The 12030-nt window shown below is 64.4% G+C and carries 13 protein-coding genes and 1 pseudogene; 8 read left to right on the plus strand and 6 right to left on the minus strand.

The features are described 5' to 3' along the window. Positions 1–2: 2 nt before the first annotated feature. Positions 3–1028: a hypothetical protein gene (locus tag VM94_RS18470; RefSeq protein WP_046684791.1), complete on the plus strand. Its 1026-nt coding sequence runs from the start codon at positions 3–5 to the stop codon at positions 1026–1028. A 2-nt stretch (positions 1029–1030) separates the two neighbouring features. On the opposite strand, the gene VM94_RS18475 is transcribed toward VM94_RS18470, so the two are convergent. Then, on the minus strand, positions 1031–2068 hold the full coding sequence (locus VM94_RS18475) for a hypothetical protein (protein ID WP_052755823.1): 1038 nt from the start codon (positions 2066–2068) through the stop codon (positions 1031–1033). A 134-nt stretch (positions 2069–2202) separates the two neighbouring features. On the opposite strand from VM94_RS18475, the gene VM94_RS18480 reads away from it, so the two are divergent. Then, entirely contained in the window at positions 2203–2934 is a 732-nt protein-coding gene (locus VM94_RS18480) for an alpha/beta fold hydrolase (RefSeq protein ID WP_046684834.1), read from the plus strand. On the opposite strand, the gene VM94_RS18485 is transcribed toward VM94_RS18480, so the two are convergent. After that, positions 2911–3288, minus strand: a complete 378-nt coding sequence (locus VM94_RS18485; protein WP_046684835.1) for a hypothetical protein — start codon at positions 3286–3288, stop codon at positions 2911–2913. The two genes, VM94_RS18480 and VM94_RS18485, sit on opposite strands and share 24 nt — an antisense overlap. A 166-nt stretch (positions 3289–3454) precedes the next feature. Between VM94_RS18485 and VM94_RS18490 the strand changes: the two are divergent. The 4 genes and pseudogenes from VM94_RS18490 to VM94_RS18500 form a co-directional block, all read left to right on the plus strand. After that, positions 3455–4549: pseudogene (locus tag VM94_RS18490) on the plus strand (alkene reductase); the annotation flags it as partial. A gap of 21 nt (positions 4550–4570) precedes the next feature. Then, positions 4571–5116, plus strand: a complete 546-nt coding sequence (locus VM94_RS29360) for an OsmC family protein (protein WP_260687397.1) — start codon at positions 4571–4573, stop codon at positions 5114–5116. 63 nt (positions 5117–5179) lie between these two features. Continuing rightward, the gene (locus tag VM94_RS18495) at positions 5180–5512 is read left to right on the plus strand and encodes a carboxymuconolactone decarboxylase family protein (RefSeq protein ID WP_046684792.1); all 333 of its coding nucleotides are present in this window, start codon (positions 5180–5182) and stop codon (positions 5510–5512) included. A gap of 61 nt (positions 5513–5573) precedes the next feature. Then, a complete protein-coding gene (locus VM94_RS18500; protein WP_046684793.1) occupies positions 5574–6275 on the plus strand; it encodes a DsbA family oxidoreductase in 702 nt (233 codons plus the stop codon). Here VM94_RS18500 and VM94_RS18505 read toward each other — a convergent pair. Then, entirely contained in the window at positions 6272–6901 is a 630-nt protein-coding gene (locus tag VM94_RS18505; RefSeq protein ID WP_046684794.1) for a TetR/AcrR family transcriptional regulator, read from the minus strand. The two genes, VM94_RS18500 and VM94_RS18505, sit on opposite strands and share 4 nt — an antisense overlap. 17 nt (positions 6902–6918) lie before the next feature. On the opposite strand from VM94_RS18505, the gene VM94_RS18510 reads away from it, so the two are divergent. Beyond that, complete coding sequence (locus VM94_RS18510; protein ID WP_160309302.1) at positions 6919–7398, plus strand: hypothetical protein; 480 nt, start codon at positions 6919–6921, stop codon at positions 7396–7398. Positions 7399–7412: 14 nt separating this feature from the next. On the opposite strand, the gene VM94_RS18515 is transcribed toward VM94_RS18510, so the two are convergent. From VM94_RS18515 to VM94_RS18525, 3 genes are all read right to left on the minus strand, one after another. Then, complete coding sequence (locus VM94_RS18515; RefSeq protein WP_046684796.1) at positions 7413–7976, minus strand: TetR/AcrR family transcriptional regulator; 564 nt, start codon at positions 7974–7976, stop codon at positions 7413–7415. Between the two features lie 228 nt (positions 7977–8204). Next, positions 8205–10124 (minus strand): molecular chaperone HtpG, encoded by a 1920-nt coding sequence (gene htpG, locus VM94_RS18520; protein WP_046684797.1) that lies wholly within the window; start codon positions 10122–10124, stop codon positions 8205–8207. 89 nt (positions 10125–10213) lie between these two features. Then, complete coding sequence (locus VM94_RS18525; protein WP_046684798.1) at positions 10214–11632, minus strand: aminotransferase-like domain-containing protein; 1419 nt, start codon at positions 11630–11632, stop codon at positions 10214–10216. Between the two features lie 148 nt (positions 11633–11780). Between VM94_RS18525 and VM94_RS29125 the strand changes: the two genes are divergently transcribed. Next, positions 11781–12030 (plus strand): EamA family transporter (locus VM94_RS29125; protein WP_046684845.1); only part of this gene is annotated, 250 nt, incomplete at its 3' end.

Genomic DNA, 12030 nt, shown 5'->3' on the forward strand with positions numbered 1-12030 from the left:
CCATGACGCAAGCAAGACAGCCGCAGTGCATCCAGAACCCCGGGCGCATCGACGCCAGGGCGATCCGCGCCGCCATCGCGGGCGGCCAGCAGGTGCTGGTGCAGTTCGATACCCTGGGCGAGCCGGAACCGCTGCTGGCCGACCTCGACGCCCTGGCCGCCACCTGCGGCACGGCGCTGACCATCCGCATCTACGGTTACGACCCGAGGGTGTTCGATGCCCGCATCCTGCGCGCGCTGCCGCATGTGGCCAGCCTGTCCATCGACTGCCACTGGCAAGCCATCCACCTGGAAGCACTGGGCGAGCTGCGCCACCTGAAGCGCCTGAGCCTGGGCGTGTACAAGCTGGCGCAGGCCGACATCCTGCAGCTGGATAATTTGCGCGGCCTCGAATACCTGCACCTGGGCGAGTCGGCCAAAAACAATATCGACCTGGCGCCCCTGCGCCACTATGCGCACCTGGCCAGCCTGGTCATCGAAGGCCACGACCAGCATATCGACACCGTGGCCTGCCTGCCGGCGCTGCACGAGCTGTCGCTGTACCGCATCAAGAACAAGGTGCCGCTCGATTTCATCTCGGAGATGGCACGCCTGGACAAGCTGCTGTTGCAGCTGGGCGGGCGCGAATCGCTCGCGCACATCGAGGCGCCGCTGTTGCGGAAACTGGAAGTGATACGCGTGCGCGGCCTGGAAACCCTGGGCGACATCGGCCGCTTCCCGCTGCTGCAGGCGCTATGGGTGGAAGACCAGATCAAGCTGCGGCAGATCGCGCTGGGGCCCAATCCCGTGCTTGAACGCCTGCGTCTGCACACCTGCAAGACGCTCGACAGCCTGCCCGGCCTCGCCGCCTTGCCCGCCCTGCGCCAGCTGTCGGCGTCCGAGACCATGCTCGACATCGACGCCTTGCTGGCGCATGGCTTGCCCCCGTCCCTCACGCATGCGCGCCTGCGCACGGGCAAAAAAACCCGCGACGACGCCATCGCCGCGCAGCTGGCGCAACTGGGCTACGAGCAGGCGCGCCCTAACTAAGTTCAGCGGCTGGCGGCCAGCTTGCGCTGCCACAGCGCCACGTCGATCATCACGCCATCGGCGCCCGTGTTGCGGATGTAGACGCGGTAGCTGCCCTGCCCCATGTCGCCATCGAGGTAGGCCGTGCGCTCGTTGCGCTGCAGCCGGGCGCCCTTGGCCAGCTGGCGGTAGCGCTCGACCACCGTGTCGAAGCTGGCATAGCTGCGCAGCGCCACTTCCAGGTCGCGCGGCGGGCGGCCTTCCGCATGGTCGAGCACATTGTTCTGTTTCTTGCCCTTCAAGGTGAGCGGATAGGCAAACACGCCCGCGCCGGCCGACGTCAGCACCGTCGATTTATCGAGCAGCAGCGGCAGCAGCGCCGGCGGATACGCGGGCGGCAGCTGGGCGCGGTTCCAGCCCGGCAAGGCCGGCTGCGCCAGCACATATTCGACCGTGGCGATCTTTTGTCCATCGGCGCCCGCTTCCTTGTCGCCCGCGATCAGCGCCAGCATGGGCGGCAATTGCCGGGCCCAGGCCAGCAAGGGCGCCGCATCGCCGACCAGCATGCCCTTGCGGTGGAATACCGTCAGCACCGCATTCGGATCGGGATTGCAGACCTTCGCCAGCGGCTGCCCCTCCAGGTGGCAATGCCCGTTGACGAGGCCAAAGGCGAGGATGGCGCCGCGCTTGTCGAGCAGCATGGCACCGCGTTCGCGGCCCTGCTTGCGGTCATTCATCGACGCCAGCAACTGGCGGCCGTCGGCCAGCACGGTGCGCGTGGCATCGCGCTTTTCGCTGATCGCTTCGAGCGCCTGCGCCAGCAGCAGCTCATCGTCTTCCGTGTAGCTGCCGCGCGCGTAACCGAAGAAATCGAACAGGGCCGCGCGCACTTGCGGGTCTTCGCTCAGGCGCGGCAAGGGACCGCCGGCCAGCAAGGACGACAGGCTTTTCCCGGCCGGCGCCAAGGGCGCCGCCGTGGCGCGGGCGGGCTGGGAAAGGATGCAGGCCGCTGCCAGCAAGGCGCCGCCCAGGGTGCGGTAATTCGAAAAAATGATATGCATGATTCTGTCTGTCGGGGATTTGACCGCTCTTGCGGCCACGCATGGCGCGCCGGCGATTCTAGCATGGCGCCAGCCCCCATGCCCTGCGGCTGGCGGACGGCGCGTGTACCGGCGCGGCTGTTATGATGGCCGCAATGACGACACCAACCCACGCCTCGCCCCTGCTTGTCCTCCTGCCCGGCATGGATGGCACGGCCAGTCTATTCCACCATTTTGACGCCGCCTTGCGCAAGCAGACCGCCATCGCCACCTTGGCCATCGCCTATCCGGCCGCGCCGCTCGACTATGCGGCGCTGGAAGCATACGTGCGCGAGCGCTTGCCGCAGGACCGCCCGTTCGTCGTGCTGGCCGAATCGTTTTCAGGGCCGCTGGGGGCCGCCCTGCGCGCCGATCCGCCGCCCGGCATGCGCGCGCTGGTCCTGTGCTGTTCATTCGTGCGCAATCCGCGCCCGATGCTGGCGCCGCTGCGCCACCTGCTGGGCCTCGTGCCCTTTGGCGCCATGCCTGGCTTCGCCCTGCGCCAGGCGCTGCTGGCGCCCCACTCCACGCCGCAACTGCAGGCGGAACTGGCCGCGGCGCTGGTGCAGGTGCCGCCCAGCGTGCTGCGCCAGCGCCTGCGCGCCGTGCTGGAAAACGACGCCTCGCGCAGCTTCGCGCGCGGCAGCCTGCCCGTGCTTTATCTGCGTGCCCGACATGACCGCCTGGTGCCGCCGGCGAACGCCATGCAGATACTGCGGCAGGCAGCGGGCGCGCAAGTGATTGACATCGCCGCGCCGCACATGCTGCTGCAGGCGGCGCCAGAAGCGGCCGCCGTCGCCGTCGCCGCTTTTATTACGGGCCTGTCAACCGCGCAGGCGCTCAACTAAGTGTCCAGTTAAACGCGCGCTGGCCAGCACGGCCAACCAGCTCAAGCCGCCCGCCAGTACGCTGAAGTAAATCGCCCGCAGCGGATGCTGGGGCAGCAAATACGCCAGCACGGCCGCACCCAGCAAGCCGCACAGCGCAGGCTTCCACCAGCCAGGCGGTAGCAGCGCCAGCAGCAGATTCGTACCCGCATACACGTAAAATACGAGCAGCAGGGCCAGGCCGCCGGCCACGCCGCGCGAGCCCAGGCTGCCGAACAGCTGCGTGTACAGGAAAAATCCCAGCCAGCTCAACACAATAAACAGCAGGCAGCCCAGCGCGTGCGCGCCCAGGCCCGCCATCAGGCGCCTCTTCATGGCAATCATCCGTATCGTCCCGTGCAAAGCCGCATCATAGCGATTTTGCTGCCGATGTCATCGATTGACTTGCCTACCTACTAGATGGTAGACTTATTTCAAGCCGGGTATTTCAGCCGGCAATCCTTTCGCGCCACGGCGCATTCGACTCTTTGCGAGGCATCACATGCATCAACTGTTCACCCCTTATGACCTGTCCGGCATTTCCCTGTCCAACCGCGTCGTCATGGCGCCGATGACGCGCACGCGCACGCTCGAAAACAATCCCGACGCGCTCACCGCCGTGTATTACGCCCAGCGCGCCTCGGCCGGCCTGATCGTCACCGAAGGCTTGCCTGTCTCCGATGAGGGCCGCGGCTATCTGTACACGCCGGGCATCCATAGCGACATACAGGGCCAGGGGTGGCGCCAGGTCACCGATGCCGTGCATGCCAAAGGCGGCAAGATCTTCGCCCAGCTGTGGCACGTGGGCCGCATGTCGCACGTGTCTATCCAGCCTGGCAACGCGGCACCCGTGGGACCCAGCGACGTGGCGGCCGAGAACACCACCGTCTACGCCTGGATCGAAGCGGGCAAGGCGGGGCCGGTGCTGCCCAGCGTGCCGCGCGCGCTGACCGTCGACGAGATCGCGCGCGTCACCGCCGACTTCGTGCATGCGGCGCAGGTGGCCATGGCCGCAGGCTTCGACGGCGTTGAAATCATGGCAGCCAACGGCTTCCTGTTCGACCAGTTCCTCAGCGGCGCCGTCAATACGCGCACCGACCAGTACGGCGGCAGCATCGCCAACCGCCAGCGCTTTTTGCTCGAGACCATAGACGCCCTGTCGGCCGCCATCGGCAGCGGCAAGGTCGGCGTGCGCGTCTCGCCGTTCGGCCGCCTGTACGACATGCGCGCCTATGCCGATGAAGCGCAGGTGTGGCGCAGCGTGGCGCAGGCGCTCGATACGAGGAAGCTAGCCTATGTGCACCTGAACTACCAGCCGACCATCACGGCGGCGCAAGTGCCGCCCGGCTTTGGCGCGCAATTCCGCCAGGACTACCACGGCACCCTGATCGGCGCGGGCGGCTTCACGCAGGAACTGGCGCGCAGCGAACTGGAAAAAGGCGACCTCGATCTGATCGCCTTCGGCATGCCGTTCATCTCCAACCCGGATCTGGTGGAGCGCATGCAAAACAACTGGCCGCTGGCCGACAGCGACCGCTCGACCTATTACGGCGCCAGCGGTCCCCTGTCCCATGGCTACACCGACTATCCCGCCTATGGCGCGGCGGCCGGCGCCAACATGCTCAATGGCATCAACGTGGCAGCATTGCAGCAATTCGCCCAGGGCGTGGCAGGCCATCCCGACAAGGGCGAAGCGCGTTTCAACGTCAAGACCCGGTGGCAACATCAGACGCGCAGCGTGGCCACCGTCAGCCACTATGTGCTCGGTGGTGAAGAGCATGCGCGCCATTTCGAGATCGCCTCCGACGAACCGCATGAATTGCTGGGCCAAAACACGGCGCCCAATCCGCAAGAGCTGCTGATGGCCGCACTCAACGCCTGCCTGTCAGTCGGTTACGCGGCCAATGCGGCGGCCATGGGCATCACCGTGCACAGCCTGGAAATCGAAACGGACGGCAAGCTGGACTTGCGCGGCTTCCTCGGCCTGGACGAGAACGTCAATCCCGGTTACGACGAAGTCAGCTACGTGGTGCGGCTGCGCACGGATGCTTCGCGCGAGCGCGTCGAAGCGCTGCACCAGGCCGTGACCAAGACGTCGGTCAACCTGGCCAATTTCTCGAAGGCCATCCGCATGCTGCCCGCCCTGGAAATTATCGAGGCTTGATACCCCTCCCGGGAATCATCGAACCACCAACCCGCGCGCAAGCGCCTATATAGCGAGGAAATCATGGAAGACTGGAAACAAGCTCGGCAAGATATCAACACACGTGCGATACAACTGAACGCATTGACGCCCGACACCATGAAAGGCATCGCCGCATTGGGCGGCGCCGGCGACAAGACCAACCATCTCGATGCGAAGACGCGCGAGCTGATCTCGCTGGCAGTGGCCGTCACCACGCGCTGCGACGGCTGCATCGCCTTCCACGCGGCCGCCGCCAAGAAGCTGGGCGTGACCGTGGAAGAAATTGGCGAAGCACTCGGCGTGGCGATCAATCTCAATGCCGGTGCCGCGCTTGTCTACAGCACCCACGTGCTGGACGCATTCGACAAGGCTTGATACCGCCGCACCAGCCGGCCTGGCACGCGTGCACGCCGGGCCGGCCATTCAAGGAACAACCATGAAAAACAACACACAAACGCTGGTCGTCGACATCTGGTCCGATTTCGTCTGCCCCTGGTGCTGGATTGCCAAGCACCGTTTCGAGAAGGCCCTTGCCGCTTTCGAACACAAGGACGCCGTGCAGGTCAGGCTGCGCGCTTACCGCATCGCGCCGAACCATCAGGCCGAACCGATCAAGGCAGCCTTGCTGAAAAAATTTCGCGATCCGCTGGCCGCCGAGGGCATGTTGTACTCGGTGCAGTCGCATGGGGCGGCGGAAGGCCTGGACTACCGCTTCGACACCATGCTGTTTGGAGACACCATGGATGCGCACATGCTCGTCAAGGCCGCCGGCGACGCGGCATTGCAGCAGCGCCTGACCGAAGTGCTGTATGCGCAGAGCATTTCGCACGGCAAGTCGCTGTTCGACCGCGATTCCCTCGCCCTGCTCGCGGCCCAGGCGGGCGTGCCTGCCGAGGCGGTGCAGCGCGCGTGGTCGACACCGCAATTGCGCCAGCAGGTGCAGGACGATGAGCGCAGCGCCTCGCGCATCGCTTCCGGCGTGCCGCTCTTCGTTTTCGGCAATGGGACACACATTTCCGGTGCGCAGCCGCAAGAGGTGTTCCTGCAGACGCTGGAAAAAATGCATGCCCGCTCCCAGGAGGACCTGGCCGCATCGGATGGGGAGATGTGTGGCCTGGACGGCTGCATCCTCCCTTAAGCGCTGGCGGCAGCTTCCCTGGCCGGTCCCCTTGCATCCAGATAGCCGTGAACCGCGCGTCCCAGGCGCCGTGCAAGCGACGCCATATCCGTTTCTCCCCGCAGCGCCGCGGCGTCGATGATGCCGCGGCATAGCGCAATCACGTCGGCGGCGGCCATATCAGGATCGGCGACGCCATGACGCGCCAGCAGCCCCGCGAGCTGGTCGGCAAGCGCCTGCCGCAAGGCCTCGTCCTCACGCTGCAAGGATGGCGACGACGGCGCCGATTCCAGCGCGAGGGCAAGCGCCGGGCGCCTGAACTGGTGCGCCAGGCCGGCCATCACGCCTTGCTGTATCGCGAACGGCAATTCTCCCTCCAGCGCCATGGCTAGGCCCACGTCGTGCAGCAGCATCGCCCGTTCGCGGCGCACCAGTTCGGCCAGCAGCGCCTCTTTCGACGGGAAGTACTGGTACAGGGAGCCGATGCTGACGCCGGACAGCTCGGCAACGTGATTCGTCGTCAACGCGGTCCATCCCCGCACTTCGATAATGCGAGCAGCCGCCTCCACCATCGCCGCGACGGCGGCGACCGACCGGGCCTGGGACGGCCGCTTGCGGGGTTCTCCATGTGCTGCGGTTTTTGCCATGAATGCGAGTAGCGAAAGTGGGTAGTAAAACTTATTCTAAACGTTCCGCAAACAACCGTCCCTGCCGATACGAGAACGCCATGCACACCTATACATTCCTGCTGATATTGCACATTGTCGCCGCCATCGCCTTCATCGGCCCGATGATGCTGACGCCGCGCCTGCTGAACCTGATGCGCGAGCCCGCCGGCCGCGCTACATTACACAAACTCCATCAGCAGATCGGCGTCGCAGGCTGGATACTGCTTATTGGCGGGCTGGTCCTGTTGTATCTGCAAGAATGGGCCTGGCTGCACATGGGCTGGATGCGGCTGTCCCTCGCGCTTTTTATCGGCGCGCAAGCCATCGATCATTTTTGGGCGGACAAGATGGAAGAGAAGGTGGAACAGGGATACGCGCAGGCGGGCGCCAGACTGGGAATCTGGCTGTGCATCAAGCTGGCCGTGTTTTTGACCATCTGCGCGCTCATGATCGCCAAACCGGCCCTGTTTTCCTGAGCGGGCTGGCCGCGCTACGCCAGATTGTCGAGCATGTAATGGAACGCGGCCAGCGGATCGGTCGAAGGCCCCAGGGCCCAGCCGATAAAGCTGGCGCCTTCCAGTGCGCTGAGCAGCATGAAGGCATAATCCTTCGGCGCTTTCCGCAAGGTCCAGCCATGCAGCTGCGCCGCCTGCACGAGATTGTTTTCCATCCAGTCCAGCTGCTGCGCCATCAGCTGCCTGCCCAGGGCCTGCAGCGATTCGGGCAGCGCCGCCATTTCGGCCGCGAGCGCGCCGCACAGCGGCAGCAAATGGTCGTTGGCGCTGGCCAGGAACAGCCCGCCGAACTCGCGCAGGCGTTCGACCGGATCGGCATGCGCCGCATCGATCGCCTGCAGCTTTTCCGTAAACACCTCGATATATTGCGTGATCAAGGCCACGCCGAGATTTTCCTTGGTGGGGAAATGATGGTGGATACTGGCCTTGCGTATGCCGATTTCTTCCGACAAATCGGCATAACTGAAAGCGGCGTAGCCTTTCGAACGCAGGTGGATCTCTGCGCTTTTCAAAAGGGCGTCGCGGGTACTCACTGACATGACAGGCTCCTGCACCAACGGCCATGCCGGCCATTGACGGATTAAATTCAACAAGGGGCAATTATGCCTGAAGTCGCTGCACTCAGGGCTTGAGGCATGCGCATGCGGCGCTGAACATCGGCCATGAAAAAAGCCGGCCCTTTCACGAGGAAAGGGCCGGCCTGGATGCATCAGCCGCGGTGTCGGATTACGCTGCGCTAATCCGACCTACGTACCACGGCAAAGGAATTACTTCGCCGAATTGAGCAGCAATTCGTTGAGGCGTTTCACGAAACTGGCCGGGTCGGCCAGCGAGCCGCCTTCGGCCAGCATGGCCTGGTCGAACAGGATGTTGGCCCAGTCGCCGAATTTGCCGCCTTCGGCATCTTCGTATTTCAGTCGCGTCACCAGCGGGTGGTTCGGATTGATTTCCAAAATCGGCTTCGATTCCGGCGCGCTCTGGCCAGCAGCTTTGAGCATGCGCAGCAGGTTGCCCGACAATTCGTTTTCATCGGCCACCAGGCAGGCTGGCGAATCGGTCAGGCGGAACGTGACGCGCACGTCCTTGGCCTTGTCGGCCAGCACGGTCTTCATCTTGCCCACCAGGTCGGCGTACGAGGTTTCCGTTTCTTCGTGCTCTTTCTTTTCCGCTTCGTCTTCCAGCGCGCCCAGGTCCAGGCCGCCCTTGGCGACGGAAACCAGTTCCTTGCCTTCGAAGTCCTGAATAAACGACAGCATCCATTCATCGACACGGTCCGTCAGCAGCAGCACTTCGACGCCTTTCTTGCGGAAGATTTCCAGGTGCGGGCTGTTTTTCGCTGCGGCGTAGTTGTCGGCCGTGACGTAATAGATCTTGTCCTGCCCTTCCTTCATGCGCGCCACGTAGTCGGCGAACGACGTGATTTGCTCGTCGCTGTCGTTGGCCGTCGATGCAAAGCGCAGCAGCTTGGCCAGGCGTTCCTTGTTGGCCGCGTCTTCGCCGATGCCTTCTTTCAGCACCTGGCCGAATTCCTTCCAGAAGACGGCGTACTTGTCCTTCTTGTCCTGCTCGTCCGCGTTCGCCAGTTCTTCCAGCATGCCCAGCACGCGCTTGGTCGAACCTTCGCGGATCACCTTGACGTCGCGCGACTCCTGCAGGATTTCACGCGACACGTTCAGCGGCAGGTCGGCCGAGTCGATCACCCCGCGCACGAAGCGCAGGTACGTCGGCATCAGCTGCTCGGCATCGTCCATGATGAAGACGCGCTTGACGTACAGTTTGATGCCGCCGCGCTTGTTGCGGTCCCACATGTCGAACGGCGCCTTGGCCGGGATGTACAGCAGCTGCGTGTATTCGCTGCGGCCTTCCACGCGGTTATGCGTGTGCGTGAGCGGCGACTGGAAGTCGTGCGATACGTGCTTGTAGAATTCGTCGTACTGTTCCGGCGTAATGTCGGCCTTGTTGCGGGCCCACAGGGCGCTGGCCTGGTTGACGGTTTCGAATTCGTCTTTCAGGACGGTTTCTTTTTTCTCGTCGTCCCACTCTTCCTTCTGCATCACGATCGGCAGCGAGATATGGTCCGAGTATTTGCGGATGATGGACTTGATCTTCCAGCTCGACAGCAATTCGTCCTCGCCTTCGCGCAGGTGCAGGATGATGTCCGTGCCACGACCCGTTTTTTCGATGTTCTCGATGCTGTAATCGCCTTCGCCGGCCGACTCCCAGCGCACGCCTTCGGAGGCGTCCGCGCCGGCGCGGCGCGTTTCGACGGTGATCTTGTCGGCGACGATGAAGCCGGAATAGAAGCCCACGCCGAACTGGCCGATCAGGGCGGCGTCCTGCTGCTGGTCGCCGGAGAGTTTACCGAAGAATTCCTTGGTGCCCGACTTGGCGATGGTGCCCAGGTGCGAGATCGCCTCGTCGCGGGTCATGCCGATGCCGTTGTCGGAAATGGTGATGGTGCGCGCATCCTTGTCGAAGCTGACCTTGATCTTCAATTCGTGATCGTTGCCGTACAGGGCGTCGTTATCGATCGCTTCAAAGCGCAATTTGTCGGCCGCGTCGGACGCGTTCGAGATCAATTCGCGCAGGAAGATTTCCTTGTTCGAGTACAGGGAATGGATCATCAGGTGCAGCATTTGCTTCACTTCGGTCTGAAAACCCAGGGTTTGCTTTTCGGAGACAGCCATTTTTACCTCATAGTCTTGTGGATGGGACGGATTCTACGGAGTTGGGGATGGTACAAGCGATTTCAAGAGCACCCGGAAAATGTGCTGTGTTAGCCCAGCGTGCGCTCGAAAAACGCCCATACCCGCTCGTCCTGCACCGTGGCCAGGTTCAGGCGCATGCGGGTCGATGGCAGCTGGCGCGGCGAAAACAGGCTGCCCGGCGCCAGCACCAGCCCCTCGGCCAGCGCCTTCTCGGCCAATATATTCGTGTCGCAGCCCGCATCGGCCCACACGAACATGCCGGCCGGCGCGGGATCGAAGCGCAAGCCCGCCCGTTCGACCTTGCGGTACGTACCTTCGCGCACCTTGTCGAGCCGCGCGCGCAAGCGCTCCGCATGTTTGCGGTACAGCCCCTGCGACAGGATCTTATACACGACGCGCTCGCCGATGTCGCTGGTGGTCAGGGTGGCCAGCATCTTGCGGTCGGCCAGGCGCTGCGCCCGCTCAGGCGAGGTGGCGATGAAGCCCACGCGCAGGTTCGCCGCCAGGCTCTTGGAAAAGCCGCCCAGGTAAATCACGCGGCGCAGCTGGTCCAGCGCGGCCAGGCGCGTGGCCGGCTGCACCGCGCCACCCGGGTGCATGTCGCAATAGATGTCATCCTCGACGATGAGGAAATCGTGCTGTTCGGCCAGGCGCAGCACCTGGAACGCCTTGGCCGCCGACAGCGACGTCGAGCTGGGGTTGTGCAGCACCGAGTTGATCACATACAGCTTGGGACGGTGCAGGGCCGCCAGCTCGGCCAGCACGGCGATATCGGGGCCGTCGCCGAGGCGCGGGATGCCGATGACATTCATGCCCATGGCCGCAAAGGCGCCGAACATCAGCCAGTACGCGGGATCGTCGACGAAAATGGTTTCGCCGGGGAGGGCAAACTCGCGCGCCACCAGGTCCAGCGCCTGCATCACGCCCACCGTGGTGACGATCTGCTCGGGCGGGCAGGCGATTTCCAGCCCCGCCAGCTTCAGCTGCAACTGCTGGCGCAGCGGCAGGAAGCCCTGCGGCGTGCCGTAGCCCAGCAGCAAACTGCCGGGCTGGCGGCTGACGTCGCGCAAGGCGCGCGCCACCAGGTCGCCATCGAGCCACTCGGCGGGCAGCATGCCGATGCCGGGCGCGGGGATGGCCGGCGTCTGGCGGAACATGTTACGGATCAGCCACACCACGTCCATCGGCTGCGCCGCTGCTTCCTGCGCGCCAGCGGGCGGCGCCGGCGTGTTCAGGGGCGAGCGCTCGCGCACGAAAAAGCCGGCGCCGCGCCGCGATTCCAGGTAGCCGCGCGCCACCAGCTTGTCGTAGCTGGCCACCACCGTGGCGCACGACACGTCCAGGCCGGCCGCGCACTGGCGGATCGACGGCATGCGCGCGCCGCCGCGCAGCAGCTTGTCGTCGATGCGCGCCACCAGCGAACGCGCGATCTGGTCGATCAGGGTTTCGCCCGAGGCGCGCGACAGCAAAGGGAGTGTATTGCTCATATGACCATCACAGTATGTGAAATTATGCGTGAAAGTGTATTTGTACTGTACTGCTATTGAGCCCTAGGATAGCAGTACGGCAGGAATTAATCCACGCCTGCCGCACATCCCGCACCTCCATTACCGCCAGTACCAGGAAACCCATGCCATGACCACCAGTACCGCCCCCGCCAGCCACCCTCCCCGCCTCGGCGCCGACCGCAAAGGCCTGCTGCTGGGCTTGATCGCCGTCGCCCTCTTCAGCCTGACCCTGCCTTTTACGCGCCTGGCCGTGGCCGAACTCGATCCCACCTTTGTCGCCCTGGGCCGCGCCTTGGTCGCCGCTTGCCTGGCCGGCCTGTGGCTGTGGCAGCAGCGCGCGCCCCTGCCGCGCCGTGAACAATGGCTGCCGCTGGCCC

Source organism: Janthinobacterium sp. KBS0711, assembly GCF_000988085.1.
Lineage (GTDB): Bacteria > Pseudomonadota > Gammaproteobacteria > Burkholderiales > Burkholderiaceae_D > Janthinobacterium > Janthinobacterium lividum_E.

Coding starts and splice junctions, on each gene's coding strand:
- VM94_RS18470 (WP_046684791.1), top strand. CDS start 3: ATGACGCAAGCAAGACAGCCGCAGTGCATCCAGAACCCCGGGCGCATC.
- VM94_RS18475 (WP_052755823.1), bottom strand. CDS start 2,068: ATGCATATCATTTTTTCGAATTACCGCACCCTGGGCGGCGCCTTGCTG.
- VM94_RS18480 (WP_046684834.1), top strand. CDS start 2,203: ATGACGACACCAACCCACGCCTCGCCCCTGCTTGTCCTCCTGCCCGGC.
- VM94_RS18485 (WP_046684835.1), bottom strand. CDS start 3,288: ATGAAGAGGCGCCTGATGGCGGGCCTGGGCGCGCACGCGCTGGGCTGC.
- VM94_RS29360 (WP_260687397.1), top strand. CDS start 4,571: ATGCTCAATGGCATCAACGTGGCAGCATTGCAGCAATTCGCCCAGGGC.
- VM94_RS18495 (WP_046684792.1), top strand. CDS start 5,180: ATGGAAGACTGGAAACAAGCTCGGCAAGATATCAACACACGTGCGATA.
- VM94_RS18500 (WP_046684793.1), top strand. CDS start 5,574: ATGAAAAACAACACACAAACGCTGGTCGTCGACATCTGGTCCGATTTC.
- VM94_RS18505 (WP_046684794.1), bottom strand. CDS start 6,901: ATGGCAAAAACCGCAGCACATGGAGAACCCCGCAAGCGGCCGTCCCAG.
- VM94_RS18515 (WP_046684796.1), bottom strand. CDS start 7,976: ATGTCAGTGAGTACCCGCGACGCCCTTTTGAAAAGCGCAGAGATCCAC.
- htpG (WP_046684797.1), bottom strand. CDS start 10,124: ATGGCTGTCTCCGAAAAGCAAACCCTGGGTTTTCAGACCGAAGTGAAG.
- VM94_RS18525 (WP_046684798.1), bottom strand. CDS start 11,632: ATGAGCAATACACTCCCTTTGCTGTCGCGCGCCTCGGGCGAAACCCTG.